Below are 22,024 nucleotides of genomic sequence, written 5' to 3'. Positions count from 1 at the left end.
GCGCCGGCGCCGCGGGTTCGTTTCGAGAGGTCTGATTTGTCCATGCAATCTTCCCGTCAGGGTTCGGCCGCTGCGCCGATGTCGCCGGCGGCCCGCAAGCGCGGCCGCTGGATGCTCGTGCTGCTGGGTCTCGTGTGCGCGGCGCCGATGATCGCGTCGTACTTCACCTATTACGTGATCAAGCCGAAGGGCGGCTCGACGAACTACGGCACGCTGATCGAGCCGCAGCGGCCGATCCCCGCGGATCTGCAGGTGACCGACGAAACCGGCAAGACCGTGCCGCTGTCGTCGCTGCGCGGCGTGTGGCTGTTCGTGATGACCGACCGCAGCGCGTGTGACGACGCATGCGCGCAGAAGCTCTATTTCATGCGCCAGATCCGCGTGACGCAGGCGGGCGAGCGGCACCGGATCACGATGGTGTGGCTGCGCAGCGATGCGGGCGCGATGCCGCAGAAGGTGCTGGATGCCTATCCCGACACGCGCCGGCTCGTCGCCGATCCGGCCGCGGTGGCAGCATGGCTGCCGGCCGATGCCGGCACGAAGGACAGCGACCACCTCTACATGGTCGACCCGAACGGCAACCTGATGATGCGTTTCCCGAAGGATCCGAACCCCAGCAAGATCAAGTCGGACGTGACGAAGCTGCTGAAGTGGTCGAGCATCGGCTAAGGCAAGACGAGAGGCAAAGAACCGATGTCGTATCTACTGCAACTCGGCCTGATCGGCCTGTGCATCGCGCTGCTGCCGCTGTCGTACGTGTGGGTGAAGGCCGACGACAACAAGTTTCGCAAGCTGGTGTGGATCACCACCTTCCTGACGCTCGACCTCGTGATGTTCGGCGGCTTCACGCGGCTGACCGACTCGGGGCTCGGCTGCCCTGACTGGCCCGGCTGCTACGGCACGTCGTCGCCGTTCATCGCGCACGCCGCGATCACGGCCGCGCACCAGGCGATGCCGACGGGCCCCGTCAGCATGACCAAGGCGTGGATCGAGATGATCCACCGCTATTTCGCGATGGCGATCGGCGTGCTGATCATCGCGCAGGTCGTGATCGCGTGGTCTGCAAGGCTGCGCCGCCGCCCGCTGCACGTGTCGCCGTGGTGGCCGACGAGCCTGCTGCTGCTGATCCTCGTGCAGGGCGCGTTCGGCGCGTGGACGGTCACCATGAAGCTGCAGCCGGTGATCGTCACGATCCACCTGCTGCTCGGCCTCACGCTGCTCGGCACGCTCGGGTGGCTTGCGGCGCGGCAGACGCCGCTGCCGTCGTACGATCCGGAAGCCGGCCGCTATCGCGCGGCCGCGCTCGCGGCGCTCGTGCTGCTGGTCGTGCAGATCGCGCTCGGCGGCTGGGTGAGCACCAACTACGCGGTGCTCGCATGCACCGACTTCCCGACCTGCAACGGCCAGTGGATTCCGCCGATGGACTTCCAGCACGGCTTCCACCTGTGGCGCGCGCTCGGAATGACGAAGGACGGCGACGCGATCACGCAGGACGCGCTGGTCGCGATCCACTGGACGCACCGCACGTTCGCGTTCGTCGTGGTCGCGTATCTGGTCGCGTTCGCGCTGAAGATGCGCCGCTTCGAATCGCTGCGGCGGCCGGCGAACGGTGTGCTGCTGGTCGTCCTGCTGCAGTTCGTGACGGGCCTGACCAACATCGTGCTGCAGTGGCCGCTGCCGGTCGCCGTCGCGCACAACGGCGGGGCCGCGATCCTGCTGCTGCTCGTCGTCATGTTAAACTTTCGCATCCTTTCAAGCCGCCCCGGCCGTGTCGCGCAGCCTGCGCGCGACGCCGCCCCGGCGTGACCGCCCCCATGCAAAGCACCCTCTCCCAATCGCCCGGTAGCCGCTTTTCCCAGTACATGGCGCTGACGAAGCCGCGTGTCACGCAGCTCGCGGTGTTCTGCGCGGTGATCGGCATGTTCCTCGCGACGCCGGGCATGGTGCCGTGGCACGTGCTGATCGGCGGTACGGTCGGCATCTGGCTGCTGGCCGGCGCGGCGTTCGCGATCAACTGCCTCGTCGAACAGAAGATCGACGCGATGATGCGCCGTACCGCGTGGCGCCCGTCCGCGCGCGGCGAGATCACGACGCCGCAGATCCTGCTGTTCTCGGCCGTGCTCGGCAGCGTCGGCGCATGGACGCTCTATACGTTCACGAACCCGCTGACGATGTGGCTGACGATTGCCACCTTCGTCGGTTATGCGGTGATCTACACGCTGCTGCTCAAGCCGATGACGCCGCAGAACATCGTGATCGGCGGTGCGTCGGGCGCGATGCCGCCGGCGCTCGGGTGGGCCGCGGTCACCGGCGCGGTGCCGGGCGACGCGTGGATCCTCGTGCTGATCATTTTCGTGTGGACGCCGCCGCATTTCTGGGTGCTCGCGCTGTATCGCCGCAAGGATTACGAGAACGCGGGGCTGCCGATGCTGCCCGTCACGCACGGCGAGAAGTTCACGCGGCTGCATATCCTGCTGTACACGGTGATCCTGTTCGCGGTCACGCTGATGCCGTTCATCTCCGGGATGAGCGGGGCCGTTTACCTGACGAGCGCGGTGCTGCTCGGCGCGGTGTTCCTCGCGTATGCGTGGAAGATCCATCGCGACTATTCGGACGAACTCGCCCGCAAGGCCTTCCGCTACTCGATCGTCTACCTGTCGCTGCTGTTTGCCGCGCTGCTCGTCGATCACTATGCACGCCCGCTGCTCGGCGTGTAACCGCACGGTTTGAACGCAATGCTCCAATCACGGTTCGGGCGCCGCGCGCGCCAAGGCTGGATGCTCGCATGCGCATTCACGGCAGCGCTGCTGCTCGCCGGATGCGACAACGCGCCGAAATTCCAGAATCTCGACATCACCGGCAACACGCAGTTCGGCAGCGACTTCTCGCTGCCCGATACGGCCGGCAAGGTGCGCACGCTCGGCGATTTCAAGGGCAAGGCCGTCGTGATGTTCTTCGGCTATACGCACTGCCCGGACGTGTGCCCGACGACGATGGCCGAGCTGTCCGAAGCGTTGAAGCAGCTCGGGCCCGATGCCGCGAAACGCGTGCAGGTGCTGTTCGTCACCGTCGACCCGGAGCGTGACACGCCGGCGCTGCTCGGCCAGTACGTGCCCGCGTTCGATCCGTCGTTCATCGGCCTGCGGCCGGCCGACGAAGCCGCGCTGAAGAAGGTCACGAAGGATTTCCGCGTGTACTACGCGAAGGTGCCCGGCAAGACGCCCGGCAGCTACACGATGGATCACACCGCCGCGAGCTACGTGTTCGACCGCGACGGCAAGCTGCGCCTGTTCGTGCGTGACGGCCAGGGCCCCGGCCCGTGGGTCCACGACCTGAAGCTGCTGGTCGACTGACCGGCCGCCGCCGGGCGCCTGGCCCGGCGTTGCGCGTGACGGCCGCCACGCGCCGTCACCCTGGTTCTCTCCTCGTTGTTGGCATGCGCCGCCCGTCGGGCGGCGTGTCGGCGCGCGTGCATCGCGCACGCGTCGCATGTCGCGTTACGGCAGCGCGGGTACGTTGAAGCCGGATGCGGCACGCGTGATCCGGAATTCCGTCACGCGATACGTGGCGAGCCCCTCGGTGACGAACGGATCGGTCTTCAGGATCGCGTCCAGCTCGTCGCGATCGATGCGGGCCGCGAGGATCACGCCGCCTTCGCGCGGCACCTTCGGCCCGGCCGCGATGAAGATGCCCTTGTCGAACTGCGGCTGCAGGAATGCGCGATGGCGTTCGAGCGCATCGTCGATGTGTTCGAGCGATGCGGTGTAGTGGATGTCGATGACGTACATGGATGGCCCCCGGAATGGTGCCGGCTCCTCGTGTGCCGGCCAGCCGGTCTTTTTAGCACAGCGGATGCGGGCTGTCGCGCTGCGGGCGGCCGACCGACCGGCGGTTCGCCGCACCCGCGCGTATTCAAGTTGTAAGCCTCGGTGCCGTAAATAAAAAGGCAAGCGTTTGCGCGGGGCGGGCCGTTCGCGCGCAGCGTGCGCATCGACATCGACAAAGGCACGCAGATGAGCAGAATGAGTTTGAACCGCAAGCTGTGGCTCGCGCTTGCGCTGGTATGGATCGGTCTCCTGGGCGTCGGCGCATGGAGCGCATACGAGACGCGCGCGACGATGCTCGCCGAACGCAAGGCAGGCATCGTGAATCTCGTCGACTCGGCGGCCGGCATCGTGAAGGCGTATCACGCACTTGCGCAGGGCGGCACGCTGCCCGAGGCCGACGCGAAGCGCGACGCGCTCGCGAGCCTGGCCGCGATGCGCTATGGCGATTCGGGCTACGTGTTCGTGATGGATTCGAAGCCGGTCGTGCTGATGCATCCGACGCTGCCGAAGCTGGTCGGCACGCAGGTCGGCGACTATCTCGACCCGGACGGCAAGCCGCTGTTCGTCACGATCCTGAACGCCGCGAAGGAAACCGGCAGCGGCTTCGCCGAGTACCGCGGGCGCCTGCCGCACAGCGAAACCGCCGCGCCGAAGATCAGCTACGTCACGCGCTTCACGCCGTGGGACTGGAACATCTCGAGCGGCGTCTTCCTGAAGGACATCGACACCATCTATTACCGGACGCTGCTCGGCCACCTCGCGGTCGTGTTCGTGATCGGCTTCGTGATCAGCGCGGCGATGCTGGTGATCATCCGCAACGTGCGCGGCAGCCTCGGCGGCGAGCCCGACGAAGCGGCCGCGCTCGCGGCGCGCATCGCGCAGGGCGACCTGACGCAGCCGGTGCCCGTGCGCGCGGGCGACCGTACGAGCATGATGGCCGCGATGCACGACATGCAGGCCCGCCTGCAGGCGACGATCGGCGGGATTCGCCAGTCGGCCGGATCGATCGCGTCGGCGAGCCGCCAGATCTCGGCCGGCAACGACGACCTGTCGCAGCGCACCGAGGAGCAGGCCGCGTCGCTGGAGGAAACCGCCGCGAGCATGGAGCAGCTGACCGCGACGGTGAAGCAGAACGCCGACAACGCGCGACAGGCGAGCGGGCTCGCGAACAACGCATCGGAGATCGCGCGCACGGGGAGCGACGTCGTGAACCGCGTGATCGGCACGATGGGCGAGATCGACGACAGCTCGCGCAAGATCGCCGACATCATCGGCGTGATCGAGGGCATCGCGTTCCAGACCAACATCCTCGCGCTGAACGCGGCGGTCGAAGCGGCCCGCGCGGGCGAGCAGGGCCGCGGCTTCGCGGTGGTCGCGGGCGAAGTGCGCTCGCTCGCGCAGCGCAGCGCGACGGCCGCGAAGGAGATCCGCGAGCTGATCGTCGACTCGGTCGAGCGCGTGCGCAACGGCTCGACGCTGGTCGGCCAGGCCGGCACGACGATGGGCGAGATCCTCCAGGCCGTTGCGCGCGTGACCGACATCATGGGCGAGATCGCGGCCGCGTCCGAGGAGCAGGCGAGCGGCATCACGCAGGTCGGGCGCGCGGTCACGCAGATGGATCAGGTGACGCAGCAGAACGCGGCGCTCGTCGAGGAAGCGGCGGCGGCCGCCGCGTCGCTGCAGGAACAGGCCGCGCGGCTGCGCGATGCGGTCGGCGCGTTCCGGGTCGTCGATGCTGACGGCCTGTCGCCGCGCCGGGCCGGCGGGCAGACGCGCGAACCTGCATTCGGCACGAAGGCGGCCGACCATGCGACGGCGGCGTGACGCACACCGGCTGACGCGCATGTCGATCAAACGCAACTAACGGCCGAGTCGCGCAGCCTTCGCCGGCACCGCTGCGGTGCATACCCATATGAGCGGGATGTATTTCACTTCCCGCCGATCCTGTGACACCATTTGCCCCTTCCTGCGAGTCGGGGCATACCCGTATCGCGCCCCATTTCCAGTAAGCAAGAAAGCGAGAAACAGATGAAGCGTCGCAGTCTCCTGAAGGTATTTTCCGTGCTGGCCACCGGCGCAGCGCTGACGCTGTCGGCAGGCGCGCATGCCGAAGACAAGGTGATCAAGGTCGGCACGGTGGCCGGCCCGGATGCGGAAGTGTGGCAGCTCGTGCAGAAGGTCGCGAAGGAGAAGGAAGGCCTGAACGTGAAGGTCATCGAGTTCAACGACTACGTGCAGCCGAACGCGGCGCTCGATTCGGGCGACCTCGACGCGAACAGCTTCCAGCACCAGCCCTACCTCGACAGCCAGGTGAAGCAGCGCGGCTACAAGATCGTCAGCGCGGGCCTGACCTACATCTCGCCGATCGGCGTGTACTCGAAGAAGTTCAAGACGCTGAAGGACCTGCCGCAAGGCGCGAAGCTCGCGGTGCCGAACGATCCGTCGAACGAGAACCGCGCGCTGCTGCTGCTGCAGACGCAAGGCGTGATCAAGCTGAAGGCGGGCGCCGGCACGGGCGGCAACAACGCGACGGTGCTCGACATCGCCGAGAACCCGAAGAAGCTGAAGATCTCCGAACTCGACGCCGCGCAACTGCCGCGCGTGCTGTCGGACGTCGACGCGGCCGTGATCAACACGAACTACGCGCTCGCCGCGAACCTGCAGCCGACCAAGGACGCGATCGCGCTCGAATCGCTGACGAGCCCGTACGCGAACCTGATCGCCGTGCGCGCGAAGGACAAGGACCAGCCGTGGGTGAAGAAGCTGGTCAAGGCGTACCAGTCGCAGGAAGTGCGGGAATTCATCAAGAAGCAGTTCAAGGGCTCGATGGTCGCGTCGTTCTGAACGCCGCACACCGGCCGGACCGCTGAACGAAAGGGCCTGCATCGCGCAGGCCCTTTTTCATTGGCGCGGCCGGTCGGGGGCCGCGGGATGCCGCGTTCGGCGCCGTCTCACATCTCGCCGCGCCGCGAGCAGATCGACATGATCTGCTGGATCGCATAGTTGTCGCGCACGCCCGGCAGCGACTGCACGACGCACTCGTGAAAGCGCCGCTCGCGCGGCAGCAGCATCGCGTTGTTGCGGTACAGCGCGTCGCACGAGCGCTGGATCAACTGGGCCGCCGCACCGTTGCGGCTCTCGCGCAGCGCATTGAGCATGCAGTCGTCGTATTGCGCGCTGCCGTCGGTCAGCGCGAACGCCGCCCCCGGCAACGCCAGCGCGACAGCCGCGAATGCGATGGCTCGGATCCCCCGTTTCATGTCGCCTCCGATGGCGTGGACTGGGTCGGCCGACAGCATAACGTAAAGCCGCGAGCACGGCTGACGCGTTGCGCCGGGGCCGGCCGAAACCGCCGCCGGCCGGGCTTCGCGCGCGGTGGCGGCGCCCCGGTGGGCGCCGCGGCCCGGCCTCTTCAAGAAAGCTCGGAGTCAGGCGGTGGTCTGCGGAAATGGTATCCTCGTGCGTTCGCCGCTGCGCGCCTTCCCGGGGCGCGCACGGGCCGGCCGCCACCGCATCGCACGCGTGGCGACGCCCGCATGACGGCGGCGGGAATCCATCATCCAGAACCGACACAATACGGGGGAGACACACCCATGAAGCGTTTCAAGACTTTCGCGATCCGTTCGATCACGGCCGGCGTGGCCGCGCTCGCGCTGGCCGGTGCCGCGCACGCACAGACCGTCAAGGTGCTGTCGATCGTCGACCACCCGGCGCTCGATGCGATCCGCGACGGCGTGCGCGCCGAACTGAAGGCGGAAGGTTACGGCGACGACAAGCTCAAGTGGGAATACCAGAGCGCGCAGGGCAACACGGGCACGGCCGCGCAGATTGCGCGCAAGTTCGTCGGCGACCAGCCCGACGTGATCGTCGCGATCGCGACGCCGGCCGCGCAGGCGGTGGTTGCATCGACGAAGAGCGTGCCGGTCGTCTATTCGGGCGTGACCGATCCGGTCGCCGCGCAGCTCGTGAAGGGCTGGGGCCCGTCGGGCACCAACGTGACGGGCGTGTCCGACAAGCTGCCGCTCGATCGCCAGGTCGCGCTGATCAAGCGCGTCGTGCCCAACGCGAAGACGGTCGGCATGGTCTACAACCCGGGCGAGGCGAATTCGGTCGTCGTCGTGAAGGAGCTGAAGGAAATCCTCGCGAAGCAGGGGATGACGCTGAAGGAAGCGGCCGCGCCGCGCACCGTCGACATCGGCCCGGCGGCGAAAAGCCTGATCGGCAAGGTCGACGTGATCTACACGAACACCGACAACAACGTCGTGTCCGCGTACGAAGCGCTCGTGAAGGTCGCGAACGAAGCGAAGATCCCGCTCGTCGCCGGCGACACCGACAGCGTGAAGCGCGGCGGCATCGCGGCGCTCGGCATCAACTACGGCGACCTCGGCCGCCAGACGGGCAAGGTCGTCGCGCGCATCCTGAAGGGCGAGAAGCCGGGCGCGATCGCGTCGGAAACGAGCAGCAACCTCGAGCTGTTCGCGAACACGGGCGCGGCCGCGAAGCAGGGCGTGACGCTCGCGCCGGATCTGCTCAAGGACGCGAAGACGGTCATCAAGTAAGCCGCGGCCCGACCGCCGCGCCTGCAGGCCCGATCCGGGCCTGAACGACACCGCCGGACGGGCGGCTCCCACCCGGGGCCGCCCGTTCGCTTCGCCCGGCCGTACACGTCCGGCCGGGAAGCAACAGGATTTCCCCATCATGTCTCTGTTCTCGTTTCTGGGCGCCCTGGAGATCGGCCTGATCTTCAGCCTCGTCGCCCTCGGGGTGCTGATCTCGTTTCGCATCCTCAACTTCCCCGACCTTACCGTCGACGGCAGCTTTCCGCTCGGCGGCGCCGTCGCCGCGACGCTGATCTCCGCCGGCTACGACCCGTTCAGCTCGACCTGCATCGCGATCGTCGCGGGCGCGGCGGCCGGCTTCATCACCGGCTGGCTCAACGTGCGCCTGAAGATCATGGACCTGCTCGCCAGCATCCTGATGATGATCGCGCTCTATTCGGTGAACCTGCGGATCATGGGCCGGCCGAACGTGCCGCTCATCACCGAGCCGACCGTCTTCACCGTGCTGCAGCCCGACTGGATGCCCGATTACGTGCTGCGCCCCGCGCTGCTCGCGATCGTCGTCGTGGTCGCGAAGCTCGGCCTCGACTGGTTCTTCTCGTCGCAACTCGGCCTCGCGATGCGCGCGACCGGCGCGAACCCGCGGATGGCGCGCGCGCAGGGCATCGCGACCGGCCGCGCGACGCTCGCCGGGATGGCGCTGTCGAACGCGCTCGTCGCGCTCGCCGGTGCGTTGTTCGCGCAGACGCAGGGCGGCGCGGACATCTCGATGGGGATCGGGACGATCGTGATCGGGCTGGCCGCGGTGATCATCGGCGAGACGCTGCTGCCGGCGCGCCGGCTCGTGCTGACGACGCTCGCCGTCGTGCTCGGCGCGATCGTCTACCGCTTCTTCATCGCGCTTGCGCTGAACAGCGAATTCATCGGGCTGAAGGCGCAGGACCTGAACCTCGTGACGGCCGCGCTCGTCACGATCGCGCTGGTGCTGCCGGCAACGCGCAAGAAGCTGTTCGCGCGCAAGAACGGAGGGGCCTGACATGCTGTCCGCACAAGACCTGAAACTGACGTTCAATCCCGGCACGCCGATCGAGACGCGCGCGCTGCGCGGGCTGTCGCTCGAGATTCCCGACGGCCAGTTCGTCGCGGTGATCGGCTCGAACGGCGCCGGCAAATCGACCTTCCTCAATGCGATCAGCGGCGACCAGGCCGTCGATGCGGGACGCATCTCGATCGACGGCACGGACGTCACGCGCAAGGCCGCGTGGGATCGCGCGCACCTCGTCGCGCGCGTGTTCCAGGATCCGATGGCCGGCACCTGCGAGGCGCTGACGATCGAGGAAAACATGGCGCTCGCGATGGCGCGCGGCGCGCGGCGCGGCTTTCGCGCGGCGCTCGACCGGCCGTCGCGCGAGCTGTTCCGCGACAAGCTGCGGCTGCTGAACCTCGGGCTGGAAAACCGGTTGACCGACCGGATCGGGCTGCTGTCGGGCGGCCAGCGGCAGGCGGTGAGCCTGTTGATGGCGTCGCTGCGGCCGTCGCGGATCCTGCTGCTCGACGAGCACACGGCCGCGCTCGACCCGAAGACGGCCGCGTTCGTGCTGGAGCTGACCGCGCGCATCGTCGCCGAGAGCAAGCTGACGACGATGATGGTCACGCACAGCATGCGGCAGGCGCTCGACTACGGCGACCGCACGGTGATGCTGCACCAGGGGCAGGTCGTGCTCGACGTGTCGGGCGACGCGCGCAAGGGGCTCGACGTGCCGGACCTGCTGCAGATGTTCGAGAAGGTGCGTCACGAGCAGCTCGACGACGACGCGCTGCTGCTCGGCTGACGGGCGGCTGGCGGGCCGGCGCGGCGCGGGGTGTTGCATCGTGCCGGTTCGCGTGAGGGTTGGCGTGCCGGCCCGGCGAGTCGGGTCGGGTCGACAAAATCGGCTCGACGAATTGGGGTGGCGCAGCGGGTCGGCAATTCGGCCCGGTTGGCGGTGGCGCGCGTTCGGGCGGTACGATCCGGCCATGCCCGCTCCGGTGCGGCGTAACATGACGACCGCGCCGGCTTTCCCGTCGTTTTTCCTCTGACGAAAACCGGTTTCGCGCCGGTGCTGTGCGATGCGAGCGCATTGCCATATACTGTATATCCATACAGTTGTGGGTGGCGTCATGCTCGCATCCTCCATTTCTCCCGAATCCCTTCATCCGTCCCTGTGGCGCGGTTCCCAGCTCGCGCGCGGCGGCCCGCGCACGATCGATACCGGCTTCGCCCCGCTGTCGGCCGAGCTGCCGGGCGGCGGCTGGCCGGTCGGCAGGCTCGTCGAACTGCTGGCCGCGCAGCCGGGCTGCGGCGAGATGCGGCTGCTCGCGCCCGCGCTCGCACGCACCGTCAGCGCGCGCCGTCCGCTTGCGCTCGTCGCGCCGCCTCAATCGCCGCATGCAACCGCGCTCGCCAGCCTCGGCGTACCGTCCGACGCGCTGCTGTGGCTGCGTGCCGGCAGCCGCACCGATGCGCTGTGGGCCGCCGAGCAGGCGCTCAAGACGGGGTGCTGCGGCGCGCTGCTGCTCTGGCAGGATGCGCGGCCCGATGCGCTGCGGCGCCTGCATCTCGCGGCCGCGCGCACGGGCGACACGCTGTTCGTGATGCTGCGTCCGCTGTCGGCCGCGCGGCAACCGTCGCCGGCCGTGCTGCGTGTCGCGCTGTATCCGGTGCCGGGCGGCGTGTCGCTCGACATCGTCAAGCGTCGCGGCCCCGCACGCGGCGAGCCGCTCGTGCTCGACCTGCCGTCGCCCATCGTGGAGAGCCGCTATGCGCGTCTTGCTCGGCATCCATCTGCCGCGCCTGCCGCTCGACGTGTGCGCCCCGCCGCCGTCTGACGGCGCGGCACAACGCGTAGACGAAGCGGACGAAGTGGACGAAGCAGGCTGCGCGGTGCTCGAGCAGGGCGTCGTGCTGATCGCCGATGCGCCCGCGCGCCGGCAGGGCGTGCGCGCGGGCATGAAGCGCGGCGGCGTGCTCACGCTCGCGCCGCACACGCGGCTCGTCGAACGCGACCCCGCGCGCGAGGCCGATGCGCTGCGCGCGGTCGCGCTCGCGTTGCTGCGCTTTTCGCCGTGCGTTGCGCTCGACGACGAAGCCACGCTGATCGTCGACGTCGGCCCGAGCCTGCGCCTGTTCGGCGGCTTGCCGTCGCTGTGCCGACAGGTGCGCGCGACGCTCGCGGCGCTCGGCTATGCGGCGCGCTTGTCCGCCGCGCCGACCGGGCGGGGCGCGTGGCTGCTCGCGCGCGTGTCGGCCCGTGCACGCATCCGGCGCCGCGTCGCCGGCCAGGTGTCGCTCGTGCGTTCGCTCGACAGGCTGCCGTGCGTGCTGCTGCCCGATGCGCGTCCGTATGCGGGCTGGTTCGACGGCCTCGGCTGCCGCACGCTCGCCGACCTGCGCAACCTGCCGCGCGCGGGGCTGCAGCGCCGCTGCGGTCCCGCGTTGCTGGCCGCGCTCGATCGCGCGTACGGCGATGCGGTCGAGCCGCTGGCGTGGATGGCAGTGCCGCCCGTGTTCGACGTGCGGCTCGAATTGCCGGAGCGCGTCGAATACGCGGAAGCCGTGCTGTTCGCCGCGCGGCGGCTCGTCGTGCAGCTGTGCGGCTGGCTGGCCGCGCGGCAGCTGTCGCTGGCCGCGATGACGTTCGATCTCGAACACGAGCGCGGCCGCCAGGCCGTGCCGCCGACGCCGCTCGAACTCGCGTTCGCCGCACCCGTGCGCGACGAGACGCACTTCATGCGGCTGCTCGGCGAGCGGCTCGCGCGCGTCGAGTTGCCGGCCGCGGTGATTGCGGTGCGTCTGAAGGCCACGCGCGTCGAATCGGTCGCGCCGCCGGCCGACGATCTTTTCCCCGAGCCGGGCGGCACGAAAGAGACGCGCGCGCGGCTGTTCGAGCTGCTGGTCGCACGGCTCGGCGCGGAGAACGTGCTGCGCGCGGCACCCGTCGCCGATCACCGGCCCGAGGCCGCGAACCGCTGGCTGCCGATCGATGCGCAGGCCGGCAAGCCGGCCTGCGGGCCGCCGGCCGTGCCGCCGAGGCCCGCGTGGTTGCTGGACGAGCCGCTGCCGCTGCTGATGCGGGGGGAGCGGCCGGTATTTCATACGCCGCTCAGGATGATGTCGTCGGTGGAACGGATCGAGGCCGGGTGGTTCGATGGCCAGCTCGCCGCACGCGATTACCACGTCGCGCAGGACGAAACCGGTGCGTGCTACTGGGTGTTCAAGGAGCGGGCAGCGAGCGAGGCCGAGCCGCGCTGGTTCCTGCACGGCCTGTTCGGGTGAACGGTCATGGTTGCGGAATTCAGCTGGCTGCCCGATTACGCGGAGTTGTTCTGCCGTTCGAACTTTTCGTTCCTGCATGGCGCGTCGCATGCGGAAGAACTGGTCGAGCGTGCGGCGGAACTCGGCTATCGCGGGATCGCGATCACCGACGAATGCTCGCTCGCCGGCGCACCGCGCATGCACGTCGCGGCGAAGGCGAAAGGGTTGCCGCTCGTCATCGGTTCGTACTTCGAAGTCACACCGGATGAAGTCGCACCGGGCCACGATCCGGGCCCCGGCGCGTTCGGGCTCGTGCTGCTCGCGCAGAATCGGGAAGGCTACGGCAACCTGTCCGAGCTGATTTCGTGGCGGCGGATGGAAGCGCCGAAGGGGACTTACACGCTGACGTCGCACATGCTGTCGAGGCCGCCCGAGGCATTCGCACACCTGCGCGGCATGCCCGACTGCTTCGCGATTCTCGTGCCCGCGTACCCGGTGCGTGCGGACGTGCTCGATGCACAGGTCGCGTGGTTTCGCGCGACGTTCGGCGAGCGTGCACGGCTCGGGCTCGTGCAGTTGCAGCGCGCGCTGGACGGTGCGCAGCGCGAGGAGATTCGTGCGGCGGGCGAGCGGCGCGGCGTGCGCATCGTCGCACTCGGCGACGTGACGATGCACCGGCGCTCGTGCAAGGAGCTGCAGGACGTGATGACGGCGATTCGTGTCGGGATGCCTGTCGCGGAATGCGGTTATGCGCTCGCGCCGAATGCGGAGCAGCATCTGCGTGCGCGCGGGCGGATCGGGAAGCTGTTTTCGCCGGAAGAGATCGCGGAAACGTGCGCGATGCTCGACGGCTGCAATTTCTCCCTCGATGACCTGAAGTATGAATACCCGCTCGAACTCGTCCCGCGCGGGCATACGCCGACGAGCTACCTGAAGCAGGAGACCTGGGCGGGTGTGGCCCGGCGTTACTGGAATGGTGTGCCGGAGAAAGTAGCCAGGCAGATCCGGTATGAACTCGCCCTGATCGCGAAACTGAAATACGAGCCGTTCTTCCTGACCGTCTACGACATCGTCAAATTCGCGCGCAGTCAGAACATCCTGTGCCAGGGGCGCGGCTCGGCGGCGAACTCGGTGGTCTGCTATTGCCTCGGCATTACCGAGGTCGATCCCGATCAGAGCACGATGCTGTTCGAGCGCTTCATCAGCGCGGAGCGCGGCGAGCCGCCCGATATCGACGTCGATTTCGAGCATCAGCGCCGGGAAGAAGTGATCCAGCATATCTACGAGAAGTACGGGCACGATCGCGCCGCACTGGCGGCCGCCGTATCGACCTATCGCCCGCGTGGCGTGCTGCGCGAGACCGGCAAGGCGCTCGGTGTCGATCCGGTGCTGGTCGATCGCGTCGCGAAAGCGCATCGCTGGTTCGACGGCAGTCGCGACCTGCTGCAGCAATTCTCGACGACCGGGCTCGATCCCGAGACGCCGCTCATCCAGGCGTGGGCCCGGCTCGCCGCGCGGCTGCTGAACTTCCCGCGCCATCTGTCGCAGCACTCGGGCGGCTTCGTGATCAGCCGCGGCAAGCTCACGCGGCTCGTGCCGGTCGAGAACGCGGCGATGGACGGGCGGCGCGTGATCCAGTGGGACAAGGACGATCTCGAAGCGCTCGGGCTGATGAAGGTCGACGTGCTCGCGCTCGGCATGCTGTCGGCGCTGCATCGCGCGTTCGACATGCGCACCGCATGGCGAGGCCCGCCGAAGGCAGACGGCAAGCCGTTCACGTTGAAGCACATTCCGAAGGATGACGACGCAACTTACGACATGATCTGCCGCGCCGACACGGTCGGCGTGTTCCAGATCGAATCGCGCGCGCAGATGTCGATGCTGCCGCGCCTGCGGCCGCGCACTTATTACGACCTGGTGATCGAGGTGGCGATCGTGCGGCCGGGGCCGATCCAGGGCGGGGCAGTGCACCCTTATCTGAAACGACGCCAGGGCATCGAAAAGGTCAGTTATCCAAAGGAGGACCTGAAGCCCGCGCTCGAACGGACGTACGGCGTGCCGATCTTCCAGGAACAGGTGATGCAGATCGCGATGATCGCGGCCGGCTTCACGGCCGGTGAGGCCGACCAGTTGCGTCGCGCGATGGCCGCGTGGAAGCGCAAGGGCAATCTGGAGCAATATCACGGCAAGATCGTCGACGGGATGCGCGAGCGCGATTACCCGCCCGAGTTCGCCGAACAGATCTTCGAGCAGATCAAGGGCTTCGGCGATTACGGTTTCCCCGAGAGCCACGCGGCGAGCTTCGCGAAGCTCGCCTACGCCAGCAGCTGGCTCAAATGCCACGAACCGGCGATCTTCCTCGCCGCATTGCTGAACAGCCAGCCGATGGGTTTCTATCCGCCGTCGCAACTCGTGCAGGACGCGAAGCGTCACGGCGTGCAGGTCCTGCCGATCGACGTCACGCAAAGCGGCTGGGAGGCATCGCTCGAAGCGCTGCCCGGCCAGCCGCCTCCGCACGGACAGCCGGCCGTCCGGCTCGGGCTGTCGCTCGTGAGCGGTCTGGGAGAAGCCGCTGTCCGCAGGATCGAAGCCGCACGCGCGGCGGGCCCCTTCGACAACGTCGACACCCTCGCCCGTCGCGCGCAGCTCGAGCGCCGCGATCTCGAGGCGCTCGCCGCCGCGAACGCGCTCGCGACCCTCGCCGGCCACCGCCGCGATGCGCTGTGGCAAGCGGTTGCCGCAGCACCCGAGCGCGACCTGCTCGCGACCGCCCCGATCGACGAAGCGGAGAAGCCGGCACTCGGCGCGCCGTCGGAAGCCGACGATATCCTCGCCGACTATCACACCACCGGCCTCACGCTGAACCGCCACCCGGTCGCGCTGCTGCGGCCCGAGCTGCGCGCGCGGCGGCTGTCGTCCGCGGCCGAATTGCACGACCGCCCCGACGGCCGGCTCGCGCGCGCGTGCGGGCTCGTGACCGCGCGGCAGATGCCGGGCACCGCGAAAGGCGTGATGTTCATGACGCTCGAGGACGAAACCGGCTGCGTGAACCTGATCGTCCGGCCCGAGCTGCTCGCGCGGCAGCGCCGCGAAACCCTCGATTCGCGGCTGCTCGCCGTGTCCGGCGTGTGGCAGGTCGCGAGCGACGTGAGGCACCTCGTCGCGCAGCATTTCGAGGATCTGACGCCGCTGCTCGGCGGCCTGCGCACGTCGAGCCGCGAGTTCCACTGATGCCATGGTGCACCGCGCGCGGCACGACGGGCGTGAAGCCGATCGATCGTCGTGATGCCGTGAGCGCGTCGCGCGTTACGGCATGACGGGCGGATGGTAGGCGAGTGTGCCCGCGAGTGCCCAGAGCATGAAGATCACGAGCGGCAGGTGAACCGCCAGTTGCGTGAACGTGAAACCGACAATGTCGCGGGCACGCAACCCGAGCACCCCGAGTAGCGGCAGCATCCAGAACGGGTTGATCAGGTTCGGCAACGCCTCGGCAGCGTTGTAGACCGTCACGGCCCAGCCCAGATGAACCTGCAGCAGTTTCGCCGCCTCGATGACGTACGGCGCCTCGATGATCCACTTGCCGCCGCCGGACGGCACGAAGAACCCGAGCACGGCCGAATACACGCCCATCACTGCGGGAAACGACGCATGCGACGACATCGCAACGAAGAAATGGGCGAGGTGATCGGAGAGCGGCAGTCCGGCGGGCGCCGCGGCTTTTGTCAGGATGTAGGCGATCCCGCCGTACAGCGGAAACTGGATCAGCACACCCGCAACAGACGGCACCGAACGCGCGACGGCATTGAGGAATCGTCTCGGCCGCCAGTTCAGCAGCATGCCCAGCAGCAGGAACAGAAAGTTGTACGTGTTCAGATTCGAGATCGCGATCAGCGGATTCTTCGTCGTGAACTCGTGCCAGGCCCAGATCGCGCCGATCGCCACGATGGCAATGGTGACGAGCGGACTGTACTCGAGCCAGTCCCCCGGGCGGGTCGGACGTGCGAGCGTGGCATGGCTTTCGTCGAGATGAATGCCCAGCTCCGCCGCGGTTTTCGCCCGTGCGTCGTTGGGCGCGGACAGATACGCGATCAGCAGCGACGCGCCGGTCAACACGGCGGCCATCAGCATCGACTGCGGGAGAAAGATCGTCTCGGTGAAGGGAATGACGCCGGAGATGGCCAGCAGCGCCTTGGGCAGGCTGTCCGGATTTGCCTGCAATTGCGAGGCGGATGAACTCAAGCCCAGCGCCCACGTCGCACCCATCCCGAGATAGGCCGCCGCGCCCGCTGCCCGGTAATCCATGCGCAGATCGGTGCGGCGGGCCAGCGCACGGACCAGAAGGCCGCTGAAGATCAGGCTGATCGCCCAGTTGAACAGCGATGCGACGATACTGACGAGCGCAACGAACGTTACCGACGCGCGCCCGGACGACGGCAGGCGCGCGAGCGCATCGATCAGCCTCGATGCGGGCGGCGACACCGCGACGACATAGCCCGAGATGGCGACGATCGCCATCTGCATCGTGAACGGGATAAGACTCCAGAAGCCATCGCCGAACGCAATGCCGACCCGCGTGACCGGCGCACCGGCTGCCAGTGCGCCCACCGCCACGATCACCACGGCGAGCGCGGCGAAGATATAGGCGTCCGGGAACCACTTTTCCGACCAGCGTGCCATGCCCGCGGCCATCCGCTCCAGCATGCGTTCACGGTCGACCGCCGGCGTGTCGCAGTCCTGCACGTCCATCAGCTCTTTCATTTCGATCTCCTTGCCCGTCACGGTTTCAGTTTGTCTTTTCAACTATTTGAACGGCCGCGGCCAGATCCTCCAGCGCAGTGCCGACCGCCTTGAACACGGTGCGCTGGCTGTCGTTCGTCCGCCCCTGTGCTTCGCCCCGGCACAGCGCCGTCAGTGTCCGGTTCAGGCGGTCGGGCGCAATGACGTTGCGCGCGAGCGGACCCAGAAGGTCGCCGGATTTCTGCGGTGCCTCGTCCGTATCGACATAAATCTCCGCCTGCCGGAAGCAATCGTCGTCGGCTTCGCGCATGCGCGGCGTAAAGCTGCCGATCAGGTCCAGGTGCGACCCCGGTGCGAGCCACGCGCCGCGGACAATCGGTTCCGTCGCAAGCGTCGCGCAGGTGACGACGTCCGCGCGACGGATGCTTGCCTCGAGGTTCGTGACGGGTGAGGCATCGAAACCGAGCCGGGTCAGCCCGTCGACCAGTCGTGCAACCGCGTCGCGATCCCTGTCCCAGACCTCGACGACCGAGATCGGCAACTGGCTGCGATAGGCGGGCGGAACCAGGCTGCCGACCCGGCCGGCCCCCATCAGCACGAGGCGCGACGCATCCGGGCGGGCCAGATAGGTCGCGGCCAGCGCGGACGCAGCCGCGGTGCGGCGCGACGTGATTTCGTTTCCGTCCAGCTGCGCAAGCGGATGGCCTGTCCGCCCGTCATAGAGCACGTAGGTCGAGTGCAGTCCGGGCAGGCCGTGTCTCGCATTGCCCGGGAAGATGTTGACTGTCTTGATGCCCAGGTAGCCGTTGTCTTCCCACGCGGGCATGATGAGCACCGTGCCCTCGTCTTCGCCGTCGGCATGGAGTGTGTGCGCATGGCGAAGCGGGACGTGGCAGCCGTCGATGAACGCCTGTCGCAGGCGTGCGACCAGCGATTCGAAATCCAGTGCGTCGCGTGTCGCGACGGCGTCGAAAAATTTCATGGTGAACCTTTCCTCGAACGGGGGTTATGCGTCGATGCTGACGTCGGTGGCCGGAATGGCCTGGCAGGCGAGGCACATGTCCGGTTCGTCCGGTCCATGCCCGCTCAAATGCGTGACTTCGCCCGACATGACCTTGACCGCGCAGCTCTCGCATTGCCCGACCCGGCAACCGCTCGGCAATGCGATGCCGAGACGTTCCGCGAACGACAGCAGGCTGCCGTCGCGAGCTGTCCAGGTGGCCGTGCGACGCGATCGCGCGAACTGCACCGCGTATTGCTTCGACGGGTCGGGCGTCGGCCTGGACGGCGACCTGAACGCCTCCTTGAAGATGTCGAACGGCGGTACGCCGCGCTCGATCAGTCCCGACGCAATCGCCTGCATCATCGGTTCGGGGCCGCACAGAAAAAAACGCGCGCGCCGCCGGATCAGGTCGTCGTCGACCACGTCGGCCGACAGGTAGCCGAGCATCTGATAGTCGTGTCCCGGCGTTTCGTCGTGCGGCTGGTTGTAGCAGTTGACGACCTCGAGCGTCGGCAGCTGCCGCTTCAATGTCTCGATGCGTTCGCGGAACGCGTGGGTCGTGCTGTTCAGGTTCGCATAGAAGAGTCTCGACTCCGGCGCGCGGTCCGCCTGGTCCCGGATCGATTCCAGGTACGAGATGAAGGGCGTGATGCCGATGCCGCCGGCGAACATCACGACCGGCTGCCGCGATGCCGGCGGCACGACGAACGTCCCGCCGGGCGCACCGAGCAACACGGGGTCGCCGACCTTGAGCGTGCCGTGGATGTACGACGACATCGCGCCTTCGAACGCCGTGCCGTCGCGGGTCCGGCCTTTCTGGTGGCGTACCGAGATGGAATACGTGCGGCGATCGTCTTCGCGGGCGGCGCCCGTCAGCGAATAGGCGCGCGTCGTCCCGCCGTCGCCGAGCGACGGGACATGCAAGCTCACGTGCTGGCCGGGCAGATAGTCCGGCAGTGCGCCGCCGTCCGCGGCGCGAAACGTGACGGTTCGCACGCCGCTCGCTTCGTCGCGCATGGCGGATACGACAAAATCCCGCAGGCCTTTCCACGACCGGCGCGACGGATCGACCGACGGGTCGAGCCTGATGCGGCAACGCACGGAACGCAGCGGCGACGATCCGCTGACCGGATCGAGTTTCGTCGCCGAGACGAGGCGGTTGAAATTGCTGTTGTCGTGCCCGTCCACCGGGAGCGCATCCTGGCCGACCTCGTCGCAGGCTTGCCACCAGCCGTATTCGGCCACGATCACGTCGCGGGCGAGTTCCGGGACGACGCGTGCCTTGAAGCGTGCCGAGCCGTTCGTCGTTTCGATCAGGCACCAGTCGCCGTCGACGATGCCGTGTTCCGCCGCGCGTTCGTCATTGAGTTCCGCTACCGGGTACGGCGCGCGGCGACGCAGGCTTGGCAGGCCGCGATGCTGGCTGTGGCAGTAGTACCCGTTCTTCGTCGAGGTCAACGTACACGGGAAGCGACGGCGATTGTCCGCCCGCGCATCTTCGCCGTGCTGCGGCGGTACGTACCGTGGAACGGGCGGGTAGCCGTGACGATGCAGTTTCTCGGAGTACAGTTCGACACGCCGCGTCTCCGTGTTGAAACCGCGCACGCCGTCGGGTGTCGCCGCCGCGTACTGCCGCTCGCTTTGAGGCAACGGTCTGACGATGCCTTCCGGATGGGCGCGCAGCGACGCAACGTCCAGCCCGAGCGGTTCGAGCACGTGATTCCATCCCGCCTCGATGCTGCCGCCGAAGAATGTGTCCTGCATGCCGAGTCGCACGGCGAGGTCGAAGACGATGTCGTAGTCCGCGCGGCTCTCTCCTCTCGGCGGCACCATGCGCTGCCTGAGCTGCACGAGTTCGACCGCGCGCTCGTCAATCTCGAAGCCGAGACGCAGGCCTTCCCGTTCCCACGGTGTGTTCACGGGCAGCAGGATGTCCGCATAGCGTGACGACGGTGTTTCGAAGAGATCGCAGTGAACATGAAAGTCGAGCGCGCAGAGCGCGTCGTGCGCGACGCCGCCATCCGCCTGGGACAGCACCATGTTCGTACCGAACGCGACCAGCGCACGGACGCGGTAGGGCTCGCCGTCGAGGATGGCGCGATAGACGTCGCGCGCCGTGACCCAGCCTTGCGACGGCGGGCCGAGCGGCCGATCCGCGAGGCCGAGCGCTTTTGCGCGTTGCTGCGGGTTCAGCATCGCGTAGCTGCTGACCGGGTTGGCCGGCTGCTTCGTCCATTCCCGATTCGAGCCGCGCGTGTCGAACGCACCCGTCAACGCATACAGCGTCGCAATCGCGCGCTCGGTCTGGGTGGCGTTGGTGTGCATGCCGACGCCCGACCACGCGTGATAGGCGATTGCCTGATGCGGCCGCAGCATTCGGGCGGCTTCGACGATGTCGGCTGCGTCGACCCCGGTGATCGCCGCCGCATGTTCCGGCGTAAAGGGGGCGAGCGCTGCCGAATAGAGGTCGAAGGCCGGTGTGCATGCCACGTGCATGCCGTGCCCGGCCGAATCCCGGATCGCCACATGGCGGACGCCGGCCATCGACAGATCGGAAGGTCGGGTCGCGGTTTCCTCTCCGGCCGGTTCCAGCCGGTCGAGCGTCGCGTTCCAGAGCATGTACCGGTTGCCCGGCGCATCGCCGTCGATGTCGCGCTCGCGCAGAAACCGCCCGGTGTCGGCACGCACGAGCAATGGGCCGTTCGTCCATTCCCGGACGAACGCATCGTCGACGTTGCCGGTTGCGATCATCTGCCGTGCGATCGCCATCGCGAGCGCGCCATCCGTCCCGGGATTCACGCGCAGCCACAGATCGGCCTCGCGTGCGAGTGCGGTCGGCCGCGGATCGACGACGATCAGCCTGGCCCCGTTGCGGCGGCCCTTCGCGATGGCGTCGGCCTGCGCCAGCCAGGTGTTGGCGGGATTGTTTCCCCACAGCACGATGAGCTCGGCATTCCGGTAATCCGCGGCTGGAATGCCGCAGCCGAACGTAAAGGCATGCGCGCTGTCCTTGTGCCAGTTGCAGATCTCGGTCGCATAGCAAATGTTCGGGCTCCCGAATGACCAGACGAATCGCTCGACCCAGTCGATGCTGTCGCTCATCGGCGTTCCGCTTGGCGTGGTGACGCCAAACGCGACCGACTCGGCCCCGTTTTCCCGTTTGAAATGAGCAAGACGTTCCGCGATCTCGGAGAGCGCTTCATCCCAGCCGATGCGTTGCCAGCCGGGATCGGCGGCATCCTTCGGGCGCGTGCGCCGCATGGGATGCAACACCCGATTCGGGTGATGTACGAGTTCGGGCGCGGCCTTTCCCTTCATGCACATCGCGTGGCCGGTCGGATGCGTGTCGTCGGGGCGGACCTTGATCATCGTGTCGCCGCGCACGACGTTGATCGTGCCGCAGCGCGACCGGCACAACGTGCAATAGCCTTTCTTTTCCTGCGTCTCCATCGGTTCGCATCGTCCACGTCATGTTTGCGACTATGCTAGGAAGCGGAGGCAGCCATGACAAATTCATCCTTTCGATGGTCCGATATATATTGAATCAATACCTCGGCCGTCGATCCGATGTACCGTCCGCCCCTTCGGGGCAACGCCGATCCTG

General features: G+C 67.8%; 17 protein-coding genes. 12 read left to right on the top strand and 5 right to left on the bottom strand.

The window, feature by feature from the left end; genetic code table 11:
* Nucleotides 1-42 precede the first annotated feature (42 nt).
* The 4 genes from ACTJLD_RS38455 to ACTJLD_RS38440 are packed head-to-tail and all read left to right on the top strand — an operon-like array spanning nucleotide 43 to nucleotide 3,353.
* Nucleotides 43-669, top strand: coding sequence for an SCO family protein (locus ACTJLD_RS38455; RefSeq protein ID WP_027789066.1), 627 nt, complete (start codon nucleotides 43-45; stop codon nucleotides 667-669).
* Nucleotides 670-693: 24 nt separating this feature from the next.
* The gene (locus ACTJLD_RS38450; RefSeq protein ID WP_021163752.1) at nucleotides 694-1,806 is read left to right on the top strand and encodes a COX15/CtaA family protein; all 1,113 of its coding nucleotides are present in this window, start codon (nucleotides 694-696) and stop codon (nucleotides 1,804-1,806) included.
* 8 nt (nucleotides 1,807-1,814) lie between these two features.
* Nucleotides 1,815-2,717 carry a heme o synthase gene (cyoE, locus tag ACTJLD_RS38445; RefSeq protein ID WP_006477738.1) on the top strand — a complete coding sequence of 301 codons (903 nt, stop codon included), beginning with the start codon at nucleotides 1,815-1,817 and terminating at the stop codon, nucleotides 2,715-2,717.
* An 18-nt stretch (nucleotides 2,718-2,735) separates the two neighbouring features.
* On the top strand, nucleotides 2,736-3,353 hold the full coding sequence (locus tag ACTJLD_RS38440) for an SCO family protein (protein ID WP_042978155.1): 618 nt from the start codon (nucleotides 2,736-2,738) through the stop codon (nucleotides 3,351-3,353).
* A 144-nt stretch (nucleotides 3,354-3,497) separates the two neighbouring features.
* Here ACTJLD_RS38440 and ACTJLD_RS38435 read toward each other — a convergent pair whose 3' ends face one another.
* Nucleotides 3,498-3,788, bottom strand: coding sequence for a YciI family protein (locus ACTJLD_RS38435; RefSeq protein ID WP_021163754.1), 291 nt, complete (start codon nucleotides 3,786-3,788; stop codon nucleotides 3,498-3,500).
* 225 nt (nucleotides 3,789-4,013) lie between these two features.
* Between ACTJLD_RS38435 and ACTJLD_RS38430 the strand changes: the two genes are divergently transcribed.
* Both ACTJLD_RS38430 and ACTJLD_RS38425 read left to right on the top strand, forming a co-directional pair.
* The gene (locus ACTJLD_RS38430; RefSeq protein ID WP_124533003.1) at nucleotides 4,014-5,651 is read left to right on the top strand and encodes a methyl-accepting chemotaxis protein; all 1,638 of its coding nucleotides are present in this window, start codon (nucleotides 4,014-4,016) and stop codon (nucleotides 5,649-5,651) included.
* 204 nt (nucleotides 5,652-5,855) lie between these two features.
* A complete protein-coding gene (locus tag ACTJLD_RS38425; RefSeq protein WP_027789069.1) occupies nucleotides 5,856-6,671 on the top strand; it encodes a MetQ/NlpA family ABC transporter substrate-binding protein in 816 nt (271 codons plus the stop codon).
* A 107-nt stretch (nucleotides 6,672-6,778) separates the two neighbouring features.
* On the opposite strand, the gene ACTJLD_RS38420 is transcribed toward ACTJLD_RS38425, so the two are convergent.
* On the bottom strand, nucleotides 6,779-7,087 hold the full coding sequence (locus ACTJLD_RS38420) for a VF_A0006 family four-cysteine protein (RefSeq protein ID WP_021164244.1): 309 nt from the start codon (nucleotides 7,085-7,087) through the stop codon (nucleotides 6,779-6,781).
* Nucleotides 7,088-7,420: 333 nt separating this feature from the next.
* Between ACTJLD_RS38420 and ACTJLD_RS38415 the strand changes: the two genes are divergently transcribed.
* The 6 genes from ACTJLD_RS38415 (at nucleotide 7,421) to ACTJLD_RS38390 (ending at nucleotide 15,911) form a co-directional block, all read left to right on the top strand.
* On the top strand, nucleotides 7,421-8,386 hold the full coding sequence (locus ACTJLD_RS38415; protein WP_027789070.1) for an ABC transporter substrate-binding protein: 966 nt from the start codon (nucleotides 7,421-7,423) through the stop codon (nucleotides 8,384-8,386).
* A 139-nt stretch (nucleotides 8,387-8,525) separates the two neighbouring features.
* Complete coding sequence (locus ACTJLD_RS38410; RefSeq protein WP_027789071.1) at nucleotides 8,526-9,422, top strand: ABC transporter permease; 897 nt, start codon at nucleotides 8,526-8,528, stop codon at nucleotides 9,420-9,422.
* Between the two features lies 1 nt (nucleotide 9,423).
* The gene (locus tag ACTJLD_RS38405) at nucleotides 9,424-10,218 is read left to right on the top strand and encodes an ABC transporter ATP-binding protein (protein ID WP_021163153.1); all 795 of its coding nucleotides are present in this window, start codon (nucleotides 9,424-9,426) and stop codon (nucleotides 10,216-10,218) included.
* Nucleotides 10,219-10,546: 328 nt separating this feature from the next.
* On the top strand, nucleotides 10,547-11,254 hold the full coding sequence (gene imuA, locus ACTJLD_RS38400) for a translesion DNA synthesis-associated protein ImuA (RefSeq protein WP_440661405.1): 708 nt from the start codon (nucleotides 10,547-10,549) through the stop codon (nucleotides 11,252-11,254).
* The gene (locus ACTJLD_RS38395) at nucleotides 11,187-12,701 is read left to right on the top strand and encodes a Y-family DNA polymerase (RefSeq protein WP_440661404.1); all 1,515 of its coding nucleotides are present in this window, start codon (nucleotides 11,187-11,189) and stop codon (nucleotides 12,699-12,701) included. The genes imuA and ACTJLD_RS38395 overlap by 68 nt, the downstream gene beginning before the upstream one ends.
* 6 nt (nucleotides 12,702-12,707) lie before the next feature.
* Nucleotides 12,708-15,911: an error-prone DNA polymerase gene (locus ACTJLD_RS38390; RefSeq protein WP_124673451.1), complete on the top strand. Its 3,204-nt coding sequence runs from the start codon at nucleotides 12,708-12,710 to the stop codon at nucleotides 15,909-15,911.
* A gap of 75 nt (nucleotides 15,912-15,986) precedes the next feature.
* Here the strand turns inward: ACTJLD_RS38390 and ACTJLD_RS38385 are convergent, their stop codons facing one another.
* The 3 genes from ACTJLD_RS38385 to ACTJLD_RS38375 are packed head-to-tail and all read right to left on the bottom strand — an operon-like array spanning nucleotide 15,987 to nucleotide 21,870.
* Nucleotides 15,987-17,438 (bottom strand): short-chain fatty acid transporter, encoded by a 1,452-nt coding sequence (locus tag ACTJLD_RS38385; RefSeq protein WP_124918466.1) that lies wholly within the window; start codon nucleotides 17,436-17,438, stop codon nucleotides 15,987-15,989.
* A gap of 25 nt (nucleotides 17,439-17,463) precedes the next feature.
* Nucleotides 17,464-18,399 carry an ornithine cyclodeaminase family protein gene (locus ACTJLD_RS38380; protein WP_060348982.1) on the bottom strand — a complete coding sequence of 312 codons (936 nt, stop codon included), beginning with the start codon at nucleotides 18,397-18,399 and terminating at the stop codon, nucleotides 17,464-17,466.
* 24 nt (nucleotides 18,400-18,423) lie between these two features.
* Complete coding sequence (locus ACTJLD_RS38375) at nucleotides 18,424-21,870, bottom strand: molybdopterin-dependent oxidoreductase (RefSeq protein WP_440661401.1); 3,447 nt, start codon at nucleotides 21,868-21,870, stop codon at nucleotides 18,424-18,426.
* Nucleotides 21,871-22,024: the final 154 nt, after the last annotated feature.

The organism is Burkholderia sp. 22088 (assembly GCF_052045915.1).
Taxonomy (GTDB): domain Bacteria; phylum Pseudomonadota; class Gammaproteobacteria; order Burkholderiales; family Burkholderiaceae; genus Burkholderia; species Burkholderia cepacia.
This window is presented reverse-complemented; position numbering and strand designations above follow the sequence as displayed.